This is a genomic window from Novosphingobium sp. BL-A-28-Hi1-0D (assembly GCF_055521755.1).
Map to the genome: position 1 here is coordinate 2853825 of NZ_CM145502.1, position 17640 is coordinate 2871464.

Below are 17640 nucleotides of genomic sequence, written 5' to 3' on the forward strand. Positions count from 1 at the left end.
CGGCGATGCGGCAATACCGGCTCTGGGTGCGCATATCGCAGACCCAAACCACGCACACTATGGTCACCGCTGACAACGACATCGCTGCTCGCCAGATTGGTGAGGTCATGTTCGGCAAGGGCAACGTCCTGAACTGGACGAGGGTCGGCTGATGTCCGCGGCAGCCATCGCCCTGCTCAACGACCTCGCCAGAACCACGCTGACCGATTGCCGGTTTGTGATCACGCAGGGCATTGCAGCTTCGGACGATCTGGAGGCCATCATTGGCCGTGTGCAGTCCTACGACGGCTTCACGCCCAGCAATGACCCACACGGCGAGCACGACTTCGGCAGCTTCGAACATGAGGGGCAGACGGTCTTCTGGAAGATCGACTACTACGACCTCGACCTGCTCATGCACTCGCCTGATCCAGCCGACCCGAGCGTCACATGCAGGGTGCTGACCGTGATGCTGGCCGAGGAATATTGAGCCTCTTAGGTTTGCGAATACCGGGTTAGATTAGATCACCATGGCCTCGGCTCTCCGGCCTGCGTGAATTTTGCGCAGCCAGTTTTTTGCCAGCGCATATGTCCTTTCGGTTGCTCGTTAAGGTAATGACCATAATGTGTTAAAGTCGAAATCTGCCTTGGTTTTACCAGACCAGACTGAGCCAAAAATAAGCCGGATTTGAAGGCAAAGGATAAATAGCTGCGAAGGGATGCAGCTATGGACTGGTCAAAAATCACACAGCAAGCATGGGCCGAGGCAATCGCAAACGGCGAATACGACGTTACAGGCACACTCAAGTTTATCAACGGACGCAAAGTCAGCCGGGACAAAGCCGAGCGATTGCTTAAGGCTTTTTGGCATCGTGCCGACAAGCTGTTTTTTGGCAGCCATACAGCTAAGCGCGGCATCGGCGTTGAACGCTTATGCTTTATCGAGTTCGGTGAGTGCGGTGAAAACCTTCACATGCACTTTGTGGCCAAGTCGGCATGCGAGCCCGAGCTATTTTGCTGCATACTGAATGCAATCTGGGCCCAGTTCAACGCTGATACGGCGCCGCTGCATAAAAATTGGATTACGCCCATACAGGACCGACAGCGCACAGCTGGATATGTCACCAAGGACACCCGCCATATGCGATACGACGCGGCGGGCTTGGCCTGTGGACATGTCAATCCTGATGGCTTCGCATACGGCAATCTAGGCAACTCAGGGCAACTTCTCAGAATTCAAAACAGGCTCACCATCAAGGCACTGGAACAGGCACATTTGGCATATCAGCATCAACTGGCACAAACTCAGGCAAGCATAGGAAAAAAGAACAAGCTCTAATCACATAGCCGATGCGTGAGGCGCACGGTGGGGTTGAGATTGGCACCATCATGGACATTGAGGGGCGTAGTTGCGGTCGAGGTCGCAGCTACTCCTCGTTATCATTAAAACATAAACATCACATTGAACTCATATGATCCATAATATACTCACACATTGGCCATATTGAACCATATTGAAACTCACCAAACATCACGCATTATAACGCATCCCCAAGCGTTCCTAGGCTCAGGACCCATTGATTGGCTGAGGGGGATGTGATTCAGGCTCCGCGAGGAGACTGAGCATGAGCGACCTGTACTGGCTGACGGACGAGCAGATGGCTCGCCTTTCGCCGTATTTCCCCAAGAGCCACGGCAAGCCGCGGGTTGACGACCGGCGGGTTCTGAGTGGGATCATCTTCGTCAACCGGAACGGCCTGCGCTGGCGGGATGCGCCAAGGGAGTATGGGCCACACAAGACATTGTATAACCGATGGAAACGGTGGGGCGCGATGGGCGTGTTTGGCCGGATGATGGAAGGCCTGTCCGCCCAGAGGGCCGAACCTCAGACACTCATGATCGACGCGACCTATCTCAAGGCTCACCGCACGGCTTCCAGCCTTGGGGTAAAAAAGGGGATCTTGGGCGCCTGATCGGACGGACCAAGGGTGGCATGAACACCAAGCTTCACGCGATAACCGATGCCAACGGCCGCCCCCTGAGCTTCTTCATCACGGCCGGCCAAATCAGCGATTACACCGGCGCAGCGGCCCTGCTCGACGACCTGCCCAAGGCACAGTGGATGCTTGCCGATCGGGGCTATGATGCCGAGTGGTTCAGGGACGCGCTTGAGCAAAAGGGCATCAAGCCCTGCATTCCGGGCCGGAAATCCCGCTCCATCCCCGTCAAGTACGACAAGCGCCGATACAAGCGGCGCAACCGCATCGAGATCATGTTCGGCCGTCTCAAGGACTGGCGACGCGTGGCAACGCGATACGACCGCTGTCCAACCGTCTTCTTCTCCGCCCTCGCACTCGCCGCAACCGTGCTCTTCTGGCTGTGATCAGTGAGTCCTGAGCCTAAGCGGTCCAGAATTCGGGATGAAGGTTATTGGAGTTCGAACTGCCAGACATGCGCGCTCCATGACCAATGCACGACCGGCAAGGAACGGCGGGTCAGACGATGGGAGCATGAGGCTGTCGTAGAGGCAATGGAGCGTCGCCTCGATCATAGGCCAGAGGCGATGCGAATCCGCCGACAAACGGTCGAGCATCCGTTCGGCACGCTGAAATCCTGGATGGGCTCGACCCACTTCCAAATGAAGACGCTAAAAAATGTCAGAACGGAAGCCAGTCTCCACATGCTGGCCTATAACTTCAAAAGGGTGGTCGCCATCCTCGGTGTCCCGGCGATGATCACCGCAATCCAGACCTGAAGGTGAACGGCAACCTTCCGCGCCAATCCGGAATCAGCGCCGTTAGTCTGCCAACGCGTTTTTACACGGCCTGTACCAAAACAAGTCGGGGTTGGTTCCTCGCCGCCGAAGGGTGGCCGCGTGCTCTGATCTCCGCTTCTCGGTCAAAGCACGAGCATCCACTGTTTCTGAAGGGATCCAATCAGGAAGGGGCGCTGGCTGAGCTGGAGAAGCTCAGTTCATCCGATTGCCGAAACACGCAGTCGCAAAGCCGAAATAGTCGGGGGTATTGGTGGGGGTATTGAAAACTTATCGCCGATAAAAATGCAATAAATCAATATTTTGTAGAGGAATTATAGATCCCTCCTCCGCTACCATTACCCCAACGACCTAGATGTGCTGTCTGGCAGCAGTCGCCGTGCCGATTTGCCGAGGCTTCGGCGTTACGCACGTCTGGTTACCCAAAGCTGCGATGGGCACAAGCACGGCTGCCGAGCGCGGGAAGGTATCCCGCGAGCTTGGCAACGGTAGTTCTGTGCAGGCTGGTTTTGAAGCGGCTTCTCAGGCGCTCAGGCGGTAGCCGAAGCCACGCACGTTCTCAACGACGGGCGGTCCCAGCGCGTGTAGCTTGCGGCGCAGGCGGCTGAGGTACACTTCGACGATATTGGTCAGAGGATCGTCCTCGATGCCCCACACTGTTCGCAGGATTTCACTGCGAGAGATAACCGTGCCCGGCGATTCCATCAGCAGGCGCAACACGCCCATCTCCTTGACGGTCAATTGTACCGGGGCGCCGCCGCGTGTCAGTGTCATCGTGCGTGGATCGAAGTGCAGGTCGCCCACAGTGAGGGACCCGTCGGCCTGTACCGGATTCACCTGCGGCCGGCTCATCCGGCGTTTGACGGCGTCCATCCGTGCGAGCAGTTCTTCGAATGCAAAGGGTTTGGGCAGGTAATCGTCGGCCCCGCCTTTCAGTCCGCGAATGCGGTCCGCGATCTCGTCGCGCGCCGTGACCATGATGACCGGTGTCACCACGCCTGACTCCCGGATTTCGGCGCAGACGTCGAACCCGGACATGTCAGGCAGGGTGACATCGAGCAGGATGAAGTCGAACGCCATGCCCCTGGCAAGCTCAAGCCCCGTCGCACCGTCGGTGGCCAGCGTGACCTTGCAGCCTTCCTGTGTGAGACCGCGATGCAGCGTAGCCGCCAGTTCGACTTCGTCTTCGATGAGCAGTAGTTTCATGAGTGTTATCCGTCAGCCATCGCATTGGCCGGCATGAGGGGGAGTCGGATCGTGACGATTGTCCCGACGTTGAGCTTGCTCTTGAGGCTGATGGTGCCGCCCATGGCCTCGGTGATGGATCGTGCAATGGAAAGTCCCAGGCCCTGACCGCTTCCGGTCTGCCTGCTTCCGCGGCGAAAGCGCTGGAACAGGAAGGGGATGTCTTCGCTTGGAATTCCATCGCCATGATCGGTAATCTTGATCAAGGCATGCCCATCCTCGGCTTCAACCGATACGTCCACCTTCGGGGCCTCGGTAGAATAGCAAACAGCGTTGTCGACAACGATGCGAATGACCTGTTTCAGGCGCATCTCATCGCCTTCGACAATCAGCGAAGGTGGTGCATCGTTCAGCACGATGCTTCCCCCGTCTGCTTCGATCACGCGGTGGAAATCATCGATTGACTGGCGCACCGCGGCAACTGCGTCGACCGGTTCGATACTGGTCTTCAGCATCGGCTCTTCCGCGCGGGCAAGATGGAGCATGTCGTCGATCATTTCGCCCATGAGTTCGGACAGGCGCACGATCCGGTCCAGGCCGGCGCGAAGGTCTTCAGGCTGAGCGTTGCCGTCACGCAGGGTGATCTCAGCCTCGGATCGCATGATCGAAAGTGGCGTACGCAACTCATGGCTTGCATCTGCCAGAAACTGCTGGCGCAAGCGATTGGCGCGTTCCAGCGAGCGGTTGGTCGCCGCGAGCTCTGCCGTCCGGCGCGCGACGGCGCGTTCGAGTTCCTCGTTCGTCTGCCGCAGGCTGTCCGCTGCCTCGGCGACGCGTGCCGCCATGGTGTTGAAGCTTTCGGCGATCGTGCGAAACTCGGTGGTTCCGACTACCGGCACCGGCTGATTGTAGTCCCCCGCTGCCAGGGCCTGCGTACCGCGCCAAAGATTGCCAAGCGGACGGATGATCTGGCGTTGCCCCCAGATTACTGCGAGCACGCCAAAGATCGCTACAACCGACAGGGTCAGGGTCAGGGTATCGATCACGCCTTGAATGGCTTCAACCGAACTGCGCCGGTATTCCTTCGCTTCGCGCTCCTCGACCTTGATCGCCTCGAATACGAGATCTTCCCAGAGGGTTTCGGGCTTGCTTCCGCTGAGCGACCGTTCAAGGCTGGCGCCGATCTTGTGGAGGATCTCACGCTGATGCACTTCCTCTTCGACCGCCGCGGCGCGCTTCTTGCGACGCAGCGGCGTTTCGCTGAGGATCTTGATCTCGGCGTTGATGTAGCGTTCCGCGTTGACGACATGCGATCGCACGCCATCGATGTAGAGCTGGCGATCCTTGGCAAAGCCTTCAGGATTGACGTAGCGTTCCTGCTGCAGAGTGTAGCCTAGCACGGCGAGGCGCTGGAACGAGCTCAGGGACTGGGACGAGGCCTCGGATCGTTCTTGCTCTGCGCGCACGACCTTGACGGCATGATTGGCGATGACTCCCGGCACGGCGATCGCGAAGATCACCATAACCAGTGCAACCCAGAATTTGAGGCGAAGCGCGTTCATTCTCGCTCAGATCCGATCGGAGTAGGCGCAACCGGCTGCAATTGGCAGTTGGCCAGACTGGCTGCAGACGATGGCCCGCCAACTTTCTCCTCACGCATAAAAACGGTGTTCCCCTGCCTGCATCTCTCGCGCCCTTATAGAACGCTCGTACAGGCCCTGTCCTGCGCATTACATTGTCTTGCAAGAGCTGATCGATCAACGAAGCGGGCGATTAAATTTCCATGAATGACAGGACTGCTACAGCACGGCTAATGCCATGGTGTCGACGCTCGATCCATCACCGAAAGGGATGACAAGCCGATTGCACCGTGCCAACGGCATGAAATGCGTACCACACACGACGAGGTGAGCGTCCGGCTCTATCATCTGGCCGATGGTCCTGACGGTGGATCGGCGAACACGCTTTTCTATGGCCCGTTGTACCGGGCCCTGCAGATAGCCGCCGAACAGCCCGAAGCGGTGCAGGATGGCCTGTTCATCGCAACCGACAACGATGTCGTGGCTTACCTTGACCTCATCGATCCGTAACGCCGCAAGTCAAACCGCTTCACCCGCCGCGCGGCCACTCGCCCAGGCCCACTGGAAATTGTAGCCGCCGAGCCATCCGGTGACGTCCACCGCCTCGCCGATGGCGTGGAGGCCGGGGACATTGCTCGCTTCCATCGTCTTCTGGGAGAGGGCCCGTGTGGAAATGCCGCCTGCGGTTACCTCGGCCTTGGCATAGCCCTCGGTGCCGTTCGGGTGGAACGGCCAGCGTGCAAGCTGGTCCTGCGCCTTGCGCAGCGCCGCATCGCGCATTGCGGACAACTCGCCTTCAAGCCCTAAACGTTCGACAAGTGTCTCCGCCAACCGCTCGGGCAAGCGGCGGGCGAGGGCCGTGCGGAAAGCCGACCGCGGGCGCGCTCGCTTCTCTTCGATCAGCCAATCGCTTTCTGCCGTTGGCAGGAAGTCCACTTCGATCGGCGTTCGGTGCTGCCAGTAGGATGAAATCTGCAGCATGGCCGGGCCGGAAAGCCCCTTGTGCGTGAACAGGGCAGCCTCGCGGAAGGCAGTTTTGCCCCAGCGTGCGATCACGTCAGCCGAAACGCCCGAAAGCGACCGGAACAGCGCTTCGTCCTCGCCGAGCGTAAACGGAACGAGGGCAGGGCGGGTCTGCACGATGGGCAGGCCGAACTTGCGCGCAATATCCAGCGCGAAGCCCGTGGCCCCCATCTTGGGAATGGAAAGACCGCCCGTTGCAAGAACGAGTCCGGGGGCGGACTGGTCGCGCCCGTCAATGGTCACGCGGTACTGGCCATCGACATGCTCGACCGCGCTGACCGGCTGGCCAAACGCAAAGCTCACGCCGCCATCCCGGCACTCGGCCATCAACATCTCGACGATCTGGCGCGCGGAGCTATCGCAGAACAGCTGCCCCAGCGTCTTTTCATGCCAGGCGATGCCGTGGCAGTTCACCAGTTCGAGGAAGTCGGCAGGCGTGTATCGCGCCAGCGCAGACCGCGCAAAGTGCGGGTTTTCCGAGATGTAGCGATCGGCTGCGGTGTGAATGTTGGTGAAATTGCAGCGCCCGCCTCCTGAAATCAGGATCTTCTTCCCCGGCTCGTCGGCGTGGTCGACCAGCAGCACCCGACGCCCGCGTTGCCCGGCGGTGAGCGCAGCCATGAGCCCCGCCGCTCCCGCGCCGAGGATGATCGCGTCGTAGGTTGCGCTCACTTGAGCACTGCGGCGGCCAGCGCTTCGGCCACCTTGATGCCGTCAACCGCAGCCGAAAGGATGCCGCCCGCATAACCAGCGCCTTCGCCCGCTGGGTAGAGGCCGCGTGTATTCAGGCTCTGGCAGTCACGCCCACGCGTGATCCGCACCGGCGAGGAGGTGCGGGTTTCAACGCCTGTCATGACCACATCGGGGTGGTCGTATCCCGGCACCATGCGACCAAATACCGGCAGTGCCTCGCGGATGGATTCGATCACGTAGTCCGGCAGGCACGTTTTCAGCTCAGTGAGGTGGACGCCCGGCTTGTAGCTGGGGATCACGTCGCCGAATTCTGTCGAGGGCCGGTCTGCGAGGAAATCGCCAAGCTTCTGCCCTGGCGCCATATAGTTGCGCCCGCCCGCCTCGAAGGCGAGGCTTTCCCAATGACGCTGGAACGCCATGCCCGCCATCGGTCCGCCGGGGAAATCGCGGTTGGGGTCGATATCAACGACGAGGCCGGAGTTGGCGTTGAACTCCGCGCGCGAATACTGGCTCATGCCGTTGGTGACGACGCGGCCTTCCTCGCTCGTCGCGGCAACCACGCGTCCGCCCGGGCACATGCAGAATGAATAGACGGTGCGGCCGTTGCTGCACTTGTGCGAGATCGAATAGGCAGCGGGACCAAGGATCTTGTTGCCAGCGCTTGGGCCAAAGCGGGCAATGTCGATCCAGCTCTGTGGATGCTCAATGCGGACGCCTATGGCAAAGGGCTTGGCTTCGATATGCACGCCCCGGTCGAACAGTACCTGGAAGGTGTCGCGCGCGGAGTGGCCGACCGCCATGATCACGTGGCGTGCTGGCAGGAACGAGCCGTCCGAAAGGTGCAGGCCAGCGATACGGCGCTCGCCATCCACAGCAGTCTCGATCTCGAAGTCCTCGACACGGGTCTGGAAGCGGTACTCACCGCCAAGGCTCTCGATCGTCTCGCGCATGGACATGACCATGGTGACGAGGCGGAACGTGCCGATGTGCGGGTGGGCTTCGGTCAGGATGTCATCAGGCGCGCCCGCTTTCACGAACTCGACGAGCACCTTGCGCCCGAGGTGGCGCGGGTCCTTGATGCGACTGTAGAGCTTGCCGTCGGAGAAGGTACCGGCACCGCCTTCGCCGAACTGCACATTCGATTCCGGCTCCAGCACAGAGCGCCGCCACAGGCCCCAGGTGTCCTTGGTCCGCTCGCGCACCGCCTTGCCGCGTTCGATGATGATCGGCTTGAGGCCCATCTGGGCGAGAATAAGTGCGGCAAGAAGCCCACATGGCCCTGCACCGATCACCACCGGGCGCTCGCCATCCCAGCCTTGCGGTGCCATGACCGGGAACTTGTAGGATGTATCGGGCGTGGGCTTGACGTTCTGATCGTCGGCGAAGCGGGTCAGGACCTCGGCCTCGTTGGCAATGACGCAATCGACCACATAAGTCAGCAGGATTGCGTGCTTCTTGCGGGCATCGTTGCCGCGACGGAAAATCTGGAAACGTTCGAGGTCTGCCGGCGCGATATCCAGACGTGCGCAGATCGCCGCAGGTAGGTCCTCTGCGGCGTGATCGAGTGGCAGTTTCAGTTCATTGATACGAAGCATGGCGCCGCCCTAGCGAAATCGCGCGGGCGGCGCCACTTGTGCGTTATGCCGTGAACGGACCTGCAAACGCGATCTCGCCGACGGGCTTGCGACTGCTGACCACTTCGCGCTCGCGCAGCATGTCCGGCAGCTGCGACTTGTCGCCCTGCTTGCCGATCACGAAGGCCATTTCCACGCGGTAGCCTTCGGGCAGGTTGAGCACTTCAGCAGCCTTGGCGAAGTCAACGCCGGTCATGCCATGAGTGTGGTAACCGAGGTGCAGGGCCTGCAAGGCAGCGTTGGCCCAGGCGGCACCGGTATCGAAGCTGTGACTGTGGTTCGGGTTGTTGCCACGGTCGCTGCGCATGAATTCGTCCGAAACCGCATAGACCAGCACGCCCGCATCCTTGGCCCAGCTCTGGTTGAACTCCACCAGCGCCGAAAGGAACTTGTCGAAGTTGGCATCGCCCTTGTGCGCATAGGCAAAGCGCCACGGCTGGTAGTTGTAGGCGCTGGCAGCAAGGCCTGCTGCTTCGAAGATCACGTCGAGGTCCGACTGCGGCACAGCCGATCCATCGAACGCGCGCGGGCTCCAGCGGTCGACGATGATCGGCAGGACGCGGGGAGAAGCGGTACGGGTCATGGGATGCTCCTTGGAGAGGTATGGGAAAGATAGGGGGGTGGGGCCGGAGCGCAATCGCACGAGGCCAATGCACTCCGGCCCGCGGGGGGTATCAGCGGCGGTCGAAGCCGAAGCGGCCCGAGCCGAAAGCGGCGACCTGCAGCAGGCCACCAGCCAGCGCCACGTTCTTGAAGAAGTGGATGAACTGATTCTGGTCGGCGAGGTTCGCGTGGAAGCCGACGGCAGCGGCAAGGCTGAACAATGCGATGGCCGATGCGACGATCCGGGTGCGGAACCCTGCGATCAGCAGCAGGCCGCCTACGAGCTCGACGATCACCGCGATGGCATAAGCCACGCTCGGGGCGGGCAGTCCTGCGCTGCTGATATAGGCGATGGTGCCGGTGGGATCGGCCAGCTTGGAAACACCGCTCAGCACGAAGATTGCGGCAAGCAGTACCCGGCCGGTCGCTGCCAGCAGGTCTGACGTGGTGGACGATGCGCGGGGCACATCAAGGGCAATGGTGGTCATGGGATCGGTCCTTTGCAGAAGTCTGGATTGGGGAATGTGGGGGAACAGTTCGGTCACGGTCAGGCCGCGTCGACGAGAACCAGCTCGGCGTCCTCAAGTGCGGTAATGACGATTTCGGTGAGGCCGGTGATAGCCACGCCATCGCGGGCATTGGCTTCGACGTCGCCGATGCGGATCTTGCCCTTGGCAGGAACAAGGTAGGCGTGGCGGTCTTCGGTCAACTCGTAGCGAACCGTTTCGCCTGCCTTCACCGTTGCACCAAGGACGCGGGCGTTGGCGTTGATGGTCAGCACGTCGCTGTCACCAGCGATGCCCGAGGCCAGCGCTACGAACCTGCCCTCACGGCTGTCTTTTGGGAAAGGACGCGCGCCCCAGCTCGGTGCGTGGCCACGGCGATCGGGGATGATCCAGATCTGGAACAGGCGGGTTTCCTCGCCTTCGAGATTGAATTCCGAATGCGCGATGCCGGTGCCGGCGGACATTACCTGCACGTCACCCGCTTCAGTGCGGCCTTCGTTGCCAAGGTTGTCGCGATGGGTGATCGCGCCCTGGGTGACATAGGTGATGATCTCCATGTCGCTGTGCGGGTGGGTGGGAAAGCCGCTCTTGGGAGCGATGCGATCGTCGTTCCACACGCGCAATGCACCCCAGTGAACGCGCGCTGGATCATGGTAGCCGCCGAACGAGAAGTGGTGGTGGGCATCGAGCCAACCGTGGTTTGCTGCACCGAGCGAGGCGAAGGGACGCAGTTCGATGTGAGCTTTTGCAAGTGTCTGGGTCATGGCGATTTCTCCAAATGGGCGGTATCTGGTCCGTCCTGTTGGGGCGGAGATAGGCCTTGCGATCCGTTCGGAATATCCCGATAAATTCAATCAGGATATTCGAATTACTTGAAAGGCCCGTCGATGGACGTCGGACAGCCAACACTCGACCAGCTCCGCCTGTTCCTCGCTGTGGTGGACGAAGGCAGCTTCAACGCCGCAGCGCGCAAGTTGGGCCGCGCCATCTCGGTCGTCAGCTATGGCATCGTGACGCTGGAAACGCAGTTAGGGGTGACGCTGTTCGATCGCGAGGGGTCGAAAAAGCCGGTACTTACCCCCGCAGGCAAGGCAATGCTGGCGCAGGCGCGGGCCGTGGCTGACGATATCGACGCGCTGATCGCGGGCGTCCGGAACTTCAATCAGGGTCTCGAAGCGGAACTTGGCCTGGCCATCGATGTGATGTTCCCGACCCACCTTGTGGCTCAAGTCCTGCGCGAATTTCAGCAGATATTCCCGACTGTCCAGTTGCGCCTGAATGTCGAAGCGCTTGGAGCCATTGCCGCGCTCGTGCTCGATGGGTCGGCCGAACTCGGCATATCCGGCCCGGAACTTGTTGCCATTCCGGAACTTGAACGCGAAGTCATTGGCCAGGTGGATCTCATCCCTGTCGCAGCGCCGGACCATGCGCTGGCGCGGATGAGCGTCATTCCACCCGGAGAAGCGCGCAAGCATCGCCAGCTTGTCCTGACAGACCGTTCCCGACTGACCGAAGGACGGGATTTCTCCGTGTTCGCGGCAAGCACGTGGCGGCTGGGCGATCTGGGATCGCGCCATGCCTTGCTAAGGGAAGGGATCGGCTGGGGTAACATGCCCCGACATCTTGTCGAGACGGACCTGGCCTCCGGTCGCCTCGTACAACTGGCTCTGCCCGAGGCTCCGGGAATGCCTTATCGCTTCCACGCGTTATGGCGGCGGGACTGTCCTATCGGACCTGCACGTGCCTGGGTGCTCGATGCGCTACGCTCGCGACTTGCCCAGTGTCCTGATGCGACAGCGCCCCGACAGCGAGGCTGACGGGGCGCGTCACGTTTCAAGCCCAAGACAATCAGGTGCCGGCGCTCTTGCGCTTGAAGGCTGCGTTGCCGTTGGCCTTGATCTTGGCAATCTCGAGTCCTGGGCTGGCCGGAAATCCGTTCTTTGGCCCCTGCGCCGGGCTCGACGCCTTCGACGCTGGAACTGCAGTGGCCGCTCTCGTGCCGGCCATGGCAAAGGCTGGGGAAAGTACACTCGCAGCAGCAAGCGTTGCGGCAAGCCGCTTGATCATCACATTCATTTTTAGCCCCCCGAAGGTTGTCTCATACTACGAGTGCACTGATCCCGCGTGCTCGCTCGTCGTAGCAAGTTTCAGCCCGGCGGGGTTTACCGAAATGCAACATTCGTAATTAAGTTAAATTTAACTATAAGAATTTAGTCCGAAATGACTTTATTTTTCCGCAGAATTCTGCCGTTTTTTGAGCAGCGCAGACCGGAGACAGCGACAAACGACCTCGTTTCGCTGATTGATAAGTTCATGTTTGAAAGTGACAATCCCGGCGTCAGGGCGCGAGCGGCTCTCGCGAATTTCGACCACCTCGGTGCTTGCACGCATCGTGTCGCCGATGAAAACCGGCAAGGGCATGACGAGCTTGTCGTAGCCAAGATTTGCCACCAGCGTGCCCAAAGTCGTGTCTCCGACCGACAATCCGACCATCAGCGCGAAGGTGAATGTGCCGTTCACCAGGATCTGACCGAACTCGCTCGCCCTTGCCGATTCGGCATCGATGTGGAGCGGCTGCGGGTTGTGGGTCATGACCGAGAACAGCAGATTGTCGGTCTCGGTGACCGTGCGGCGGATTTCGTGCTCGATCGTGTCACCCACCTGCCATTCGTCGAAGAACTTGCCCGCCATCAGACTTCTGCCTTCTCGATCTGCGCCAGCACCGCCTCGACCTGAACCTGTGCGCCAGCGACTGCATTCAGTTCAGCCACCATTCCATCGAACGGAGCGGTGAGGGCATGCTCCATCTTCATTGCCTCAAGCACCATGAGCTTCTGTCCCTTGGTGACGGACTGCCCTGCGGAGACGTCGACAGAGATGACCTTGCCGGGCATGGGCGCGAGGATCGCACCATCCAAAGCCGATCCACCCGCACCACCTTCGGCCCGGGCCATCCTGACAAGGAACCGCTCACCGCCCTCGTCGATGCCGGTCACGTCTTCGCCGGGCCAATAGTCGACCGCCTGCTCCTGCGGGAGGTCCACGGCGAAGGTTCGCCCGAACTGGTCCGACAGTCTTATCTCCCGTCGCGCCGGAGCATTCATGCGGAAACCGCTCTGGCTGCTCCAAGGCGTCAGGCCGGGCGTGCCAACAACACGCATCGCCGCTAGCCCCAAAGCCTCGGCTGAAGGCTCGGGCCTCGTTGTAAGGGTCTCCAGATTCCGCTCGATCAGCCCGGTATCCACCACACCCGTTTCGAACGCCGCGTGGCCAAGCAGCCGCCACAGGAACCCGCTGTTGGTAATCAGCGGTCCTACGACGCCTTCCTCGAGCGTCTCGCGCAGGCCAGCGATGGCCTCTGACCGGGTGTCGCGATGGACGATGACCTTGGCGATCATTGGATCGTAGAACGGCGTGATCTCGGCGCCTGCTTCCACGCCGGTATCTATGCGCGCGCGATAGTGCGGAAAGATGAAGTCATCGACGCGACCGATGCTCGGCAGGAAGCCTCGTGTCGCGTCCTCTGCATAGAGCCGCGCTTCCATCGCCCAGCCGTTGATGCTCAGCTCGTCCTGCCGCTTGGGCAACGCTTCGCCCGAAGCCACCCGCAACTGCCACTCCACCAGATCGACCCCGGTGATCTCCTCGGTTACCGGGTGCTCGACCTGCAGGCGCGTGTTCATTTCCATGAACCAGATGCGGTCCGCGCGCAGACCTTCCGACCCGTCGGCGATGAATTCGATGGTGCCCGCGCCTTCGTAATCGACAGCCTTGGCCGCACGCACTGCCGCGCCGCACACCGCCTCGCGCGTAGCCGCGTCCATGCCGGGGGCAGGGGCCTCCTCGATCACCTTCTGGTGGCGCCGTTGCAGCGAGCAATCACGTTCGAACAGGTGGACGACGTTGCCATGGCTGTCGCCGAAGACCTGCACTTCGATGTGCCGGGGCGAGAGAATGTACTTCTCGATCAGCACCCGATCATCGCCAAACGACGATGCAGCCTCGCGACGGCACGAAGCCAGGGCCTCGGCAAAGTCCCCGGCGCGCTCGACCCGCCGCATCCCCTTGCCGCCGCCACCCGCCACGGCCTTGATCAGCACGGGATAGCCAATTGCATCCGCTTCGGCCTGCAATCGCTCAGGGCTTTGGTCCTCGCCCAGATATCCCGGCGTTACCGGTACACCTGCCGCAATCATCCGCGCCTTGGCCGCGTCTTTCAGACCCATGGCGGTGATCGAGGCAGGCTTGGGCCCGACCCAAACAAGTCCCGCATCCAGCACCGCCTGCGCGAACTCGGCGTTTTCCGAAAGAAACCCGTACCCCGGATGGATAGCCTCGGCTCCCGTGGCGAGTGCAGCGGCAATGATCCGCTCGCCCACCAGATAGCTCTCGCGCGCCGCTGCAGGTCCGATGTGTACCGCCTCGTCCGCCGAGCGCACATGCAGCGCGTTGCGGTCAGCGTCGGAGTAAACCGCGACCGTGCGAATGCCCAGGCGCCGCGCAGTGCGAATGACCCGGCAGGCGATCTCGCCGCGATTGGCGATGAGTAGGGATTTGATCATTGCCCCGGACACTCCGTGGTGCGGGTGGAAAAAGTGATGTTCAGAATCTTCCACGCGCCATTCTCGCGGATCAGATCGAAATGATCATATCCGCAACTGACGACCTTGCCGCCGACGGTAGTCGTGAAGGGTGCCCATACCATCGCGACATCGGCATCCTGCTCGATCACCGGGTTGCTGATGCGTTCTATGAAACCCGAACCCAATTTCATCTTTGCGGCATATTCTGCGAAAGTCTGCGTGCGCATGAAAGCCGCTCCGTCGGGCTTTGCTCCCCGGGCGGTTACTCGGCCTTCGGGATAGACCAGCTTCAAGAGCGCCTCGCCATCTCCGCTTTCAAGCGAGGCAAACGTGGCGTCGATCACCTGCAATATCGCTTTGTCGCCAAAGTCCGGTTGCGCGAGCGGGGCCGCCTTCGGCAGCGCGGTGTCAGCTGAAAGTGCGAACGAGAGGATCATGCTGATCATTGCCATCACATCCTGAACACCCCGAAGCGGGGCGCCTCCGCAATCGGTTCCTGCAGGCAAACCTCTAGGGCCAACCCCAGCACATCCCTTGTCTGCACCGGATCGATCACCCCATCGTCCCACAGCCGCGCCGTGGCGTAATAGGGATTGCCTTCGTCTTCGTACTTCTGGCGGATCGGCGCCTTGAAGGCTTCTGCTTCCTCCGGCGACCACTTGTCTGCATCGCGATGCACCGTCGCCAGCACGCTTGCGGCCTGCTCACCGCCCATCACCGAGATGCGAGCATTGGGCCATGTGAACAGGAAGCGCGGCTGATAGGCGCGGCCGCACATGCCGTAGTTGCCTGCGCCGAAGCTCCCGCCGATCAGCACGGTGATCTTCGGGACCTGTGCCGTCGCTACCGCAGTCACCAGCTTGGCGCCGTGCTTGGCGATGCCCTCTGCCTCATATTTGCCGCCAACCATGAAGCCCGAGATGTTCTGCAGGAACAGCAGTGGAATGCGGCGCTGGCAGGCCAGTTCGATGAAGTGCGCACCCTTCTGCGCGCTTTCCGAAAACAGGACGCCGTTGTTGGCGAGGATCGCCACCGGCAGCCCGTGGATATGGGCAAAGCCGCAGACCAACGTGGTGCCGTAGTGCGCCTTGAACTCGTGGAACTCACTGCCATCGACGATCCGCGCGATGACCTCATGCACGTCATAGGGTGCGCGCACGTCCTCGGGAATGATCGAATAGAGCTGTTCGGGATCGTACTTCGGCGGGACAGGCTCCCGCCGTGCAATGCCCGCATCGCCTGCAGAGCCGATGTGCGAAACGATATCGCGCACGATCGTCAGCGCGTGCTCGTCACTATCGGCCAGATGATCGACCACGCCAGACTTGCGCGCATGAAGGTCACCACCGCCAAGCGCTTCTGCGGTGATCTCCTCGCCCGTCGCTGCCTTAACCAGCGGAGGCCCGGCCAGAAAGATCGTGCCCTGTTCGCGCACGATCACCGATTCATCGCTCATCGCCGGAACATAGGCCCCGCCTGCGGTGCACGAGCCCATGACGCTGGCGATCTGCGGGATGCCCAACGCGCTCATGTTGGCCTGGTTGTAGAAGAAGCGGCCGAAGTGATCGCGGTCGGGAAAGACTTCGGCCTGGTTGGGCAGGTTCGCGCCGCCGCTGTCCACCAGATAGACGCAGGGCAGGCGGTTCTCCTGCGCAATCTCCTGCGCCCGCAGGTGCTTCTTCACCGTAATCGGGAAGTAGGTGCCGCCCTTGACCGTCGCGTCATTGGCAAAGACCATGCACTGTCGGCCCGAAACGCGGCCCACGCCCGTGATGATTCCAGCGCCGGGCACCTCGTCGCCATACATGCCGCCCGCCGCGAGCTGCCCGATCTCGAGGAACGGCGAGCCGGGATCGAGGAGCCGTTCAACCCGGTCACGCGGGAGCAGTTTGCCCCGCGAGACGTGGCGTTCCCGGCTGCGCTCGTCACCGCCCAGCGCGGCTTTGGCGACCCGATCCCGCAGTTCGGCAGCCAGCGCACGGTTGTGCGCCGCGCGCGCCTGCGCCTGTTCGGAGTTGAGTTCGATGTTGCTCGAGAGGACCGGAGCGCTCAACGCGTGCTGCCTTTCAGGTGCGGTTTAAGATGGCGGGAGAAAAAGGGCAGCACATGCGTGCGAAACCGCTCCTTCACCCGGTTGCCGTGGTCGCCCACATAGATTTCCCAGTCGTGCGCAATGCCGAACCGGGTCAGCGTGTCATGGATCAGTTCGTCGTCCGCCCTCACGAAATCGCTATCCCCGGTATCGATGGCGATGCCGCTCATCCCTTTCAGCGAGGGCAGGTATTGCGAGGCCATTGCCACCGGCGAATTGGCCGCCCACTTGGCGATGACCAGTTCGTTGACCTTGCCATCGCTCGTACCAAGATCGGCGTAGAACGGGGGCTTGGCGGGGTTGGGCGACCATGCTGCCGCCACGGCAAAGTTGCCCCGGCTCATCCAGTCAGCCGCCAGTGCCTGATCCACTGACCAGCCTTCGTACTTCGGATCGGCCGAAGAGGCGGGGCGCGGGATCTGGCAGCACGGGTTCATCGCATAGAGCGCACCGAACACGTCTGCCCGCTTCATGCCGAGCTTGAGCGTGCCGTAGCCGCCCATCGAATGACCGGCGAGGCCGCGCGCCTCACGCGTCGCAATCGTGCGGAAGTGCTTGTCCGTCCACGCCACCAGATCGACCGCCACGAAATCCTCGAAATTCCCGACGGTGGGCGAGTTCGAATACATCGATCCGCCCCACTTGGTCATGCTGTCGGGCACGACGATGATCGCCTCGACGCCGGATGCCTTCAGCGCCGCATCGAAGTCATTGCGCTCGACATACTGGTCAGCGGTCGAATTGTACCCGTGCAGGAAATAGATCACCGGATAGCGCTTGCCTTTGGCCTTGTCGTAGCTGTCGGGCAGGAACACGTAGACCGTGCGCTCGGCGGAGTTGCCCTCCAGATTGCCTTCGACAGATGCGCTGTGGACCGTAGTCTTCTCCATCCGCGCAAGTGCCGGATGGGAAAGCCCGAGCAGGGCGGCACTGGCAATAAGGTCTTTCAGGCGCATCGATCTCTCCGCAAGGTCATTATCGTTTATCGA

At 61.2% G+C, this 17640-nt stretch carries 19 protein-coding genes and 1 pseudogene; 7 read left to right on the forward strand and 13 right to left on the reverse strand.

Annotation, left to right across the window (positions count from 1 at the left end; all coding sequences use genetic code 11):
• Positions 1-5: 5 nt before the first annotated feature.
• The 5 genes and pseudogenes from ACZ1JW_RS13865 to ACZ1JW_RS13885 form a co-directional block, all read left to right on the forward strand.
• A complete protein-coding gene (locus ACZ1JW_RS13865; RefSeq protein WP_465140996.1) occupies positions 6-152 on the forward strand; it encodes a hypothetical protein in 147 nt (48 codons plus the stop codon).
• Positions 152-469, forward strand: a complete 318-nt coding sequence (locus tag ACZ1JW_RS13870; RefSeq protein ID WP_465140997.1) for a DUF3768 domain-containing protein — start codon at positions 152-154, stop codon at positions 467-469. The genes ACZ1JW_RS13865 and ACZ1JW_RS13870 overlap by 1 nt, the downstream gene beginning before the upstream one ends.
• Before the next feature lie 237 nt (positions 470-706).
• Positions 707-1318: a hypothetical protein gene (locus ACZ1JW_RS13875; RefSeq protein WP_465140998.1), complete on the forward strand. Its 612-nt coding sequence runs from the start codon at positions 707-709 to the stop codon at positions 1316-1318.
• Positions 1319-1604: 286 nt separating this feature from the next.
• Positions 1605-2362, forward strand: a protein-coding gene (locus ACZ1JW_RS13880; RefSeq protein WP_465140710.1) for an IS5 family transposase whose coding sequence is annotated in 2 segments (ribosomal slippage) — positions 1605-1938 and positions 1938-2362 — 759 coding nt in all. Because the reading frame shifts where the segments join, the coding sequence is not laid out codon by codon here.
• Between the two features lie 45 nt (positions 2363-2407).
• A pseudogene (locus ACZ1JW_RS13885) lies at positions 2408-2734 on the forward strand (transposase); the annotation flags it as partial.
• A gap of 540 nt (positions 2735-3274) precedes the next feature.
• Here the strand turns inward: ACZ1JW_RS13885 and ACZ1JW_RS13890 are convergent.
• A complete protein-coding gene (locus ACZ1JW_RS13890; protein WP_465140999.1) occupies positions 3275-3958 on the reverse strand; it encodes a response regulator transcription factor in 684 nt (227 codons plus the stop codon).
• Between the two features lie 5 nt (positions 3959-3963).
• Positions 3964-5499, reverse strand: coding sequence for a sensor histidine kinase (locus ACZ1JW_RS13895; protein ID WP_465141000.1), 1536 nt, complete (start codon positions 5497-5499; stop codon positions 3964-3966).
• Positions 5500-5823: 324 nt separating this feature from the next.
• Between ACZ1JW_RS13895 and ACZ1JW_RS13900 the strand changes: the two genes are divergently transcribed.
• Entirely contained in the window at positions 5824-6027 is a 204-nt protein-coding gene (locus tag ACZ1JW_RS13900; protein ID WP_465126206.1) for a hypothetical protein, read from the forward strand.
• A gap of 9 nt (positions 6028-6036) precedes the next feature.
• Here the strand turns inward: ACZ1JW_RS13900 and ACZ1JW_RS13905 are convergent, their stop codons facing one another.
• The 5 genes from ACZ1JW_RS13905 to ACZ1JW_RS13925 all read right to left on the reverse strand — a co-directional run bounded on the left by ACZ1JW_RS13905 (position 6037) and on the right by ACZ1JW_RS13925 (position 10740).
• Positions 6037-7161 carry a BaiN/RdsA family NAD(P)/FAD-dependent oxidoreductase gene (locus tag ACZ1JW_RS13905; RefSeq protein WP_465142781.1) on the reverse strand — a complete coding sequence of 375 codons (1125 nt, stop codon included), beginning with the start codon at positions 7159-7161 and terminating at the stop codon, positions 6037-6039.
• A gap of 47 nt (positions 7162-7208) precedes the next feature.
• Positions 7209-8828 carry an NAD(P)/FAD-dependent oxidoreductase gene (locus ACZ1JW_RS13910; RefSeq protein ID WP_465141001.1) on the reverse strand — a complete coding sequence of 540 codons (1620 nt, stop codon included), beginning with the start codon at positions 8826-8828 and terminating at the stop codon, positions 7209-7211.
• A 43-nt stretch (positions 8829-8871) separates the two neighbouring features.
• Complete coding sequence (locus tag ACZ1JW_RS13915; protein ID WP_465141002.1) at positions 8872-9450, reverse strand: nitroreductase family protein; 579 nt, start codon at positions 9448-9450, stop codon at positions 8872-8874.
• A 91-nt stretch (positions 9451-9541) separates the two neighbouring features.
• On the reverse strand, positions 9542-9958 hold the full coding sequence (locus ACZ1JW_RS13920; protein ID WP_465126202.1) for a DoxX family protein: 417 nt from the start codon (positions 9956-9958) through the stop codon (positions 9542-9544).
• Between the two features lie 59 nt (positions 9959-10017).
• Entirely contained in the window at positions 10018-10740 is a 723-nt protein-coding gene (locus tag ACZ1JW_RS13925) for a pirin family protein (protein ID WP_465126201.1), read from the reverse strand.
• Between the two features lie 123 nt (positions 10741-10863).
• Between ACZ1JW_RS13925 and ACZ1JW_RS13930 the strand changes: the two genes are divergently transcribed.
• A complete protein-coding gene (locus ACZ1JW_RS13930; protein ID WP_465126200.1) occupies positions 10864-11793 on the forward strand; it encodes a LysR family transcriptional regulator in 930 nt (309 codons plus the stop codon).
• A gap of 31 nt (positions 11794-11824) precedes the next feature.
• Here the strand turns inward: ACZ1JW_RS13930 and ACZ1JW_RS13935 are convergent, their stop codons facing one another.
• From ACZ1JW_RS13935 to ACZ1JW_RS13960, 6 genes are all read right to left on the reverse strand, one after another.
• Entirely contained in the window at positions 11825-12052 is a 228-nt protein-coding gene (locus ACZ1JW_RS13935) for a hypothetical protein (RefSeq protein ID WP_465141003.1), read from the reverse strand.
• A 150-nt stretch (positions 12053-12202) separates the two neighbouring features.
• Positions 12203-12667 (reverse strand): MaoC family dehydratase, encoded by a 465-nt coding sequence (locus ACZ1JW_RS13940; RefSeq protein WP_465126198.1) that lies wholly within the window; start codon positions 12665-12667, stop codon positions 12203-12205.
• Positions 12667-14538, reverse strand: coding sequence for an acetyl/propionyl/methylcrotonyl-CoA carboxylase subunit alpha (locus ACZ1JW_RS13945; RefSeq protein WP_465141004.1), 1872 nt, complete (start codon positions 14536-14538; stop codon positions 12667-12669). The genes ACZ1JW_RS13940 and ACZ1JW_RS13945 overlap by 1 nt, the downstream gene beginning before the upstream one ends.
• Positions 14535-15011, reverse strand: coding sequence for a nuclear transport factor 2 family protein (locus ACZ1JW_RS13950; RefSeq protein WP_465141005.1), 477 nt, complete (start codon positions 15009-15011; stop codon positions 14535-14537). Before ACZ1JW_RS13950 ends, ACZ1JW_RS13945 begins: the two co-directional genes overlap by 4 nt.
• On the reverse strand, positions 15011-16612 hold the full coding sequence (locus ACZ1JW_RS13955) for a carboxyl transferase domain-containing protein (RefSeq protein ID WP_465141006.1): 1602 nt from the start codon (positions 16610-16612) through the stop codon (positions 15011-15013). Before ACZ1JW_RS13955 ends, ACZ1JW_RS13950 begins: the two co-directional genes overlap by 1 nt.
• Positions 16609-17607, reverse strand: a complete 999-nt coding sequence (locus tag ACZ1JW_RS13960) for an alpha/beta hydrolase (RefSeq protein ID WP_465141007.1) — start codon at positions 17605-17607, stop codon at positions 16609-16611. Before ACZ1JW_RS13960 ends, ACZ1JW_RS13955 begins: the two co-directional genes overlap by 4 nt.
• Positions 17608-17640 lie beyond the last annotated feature (33 nt).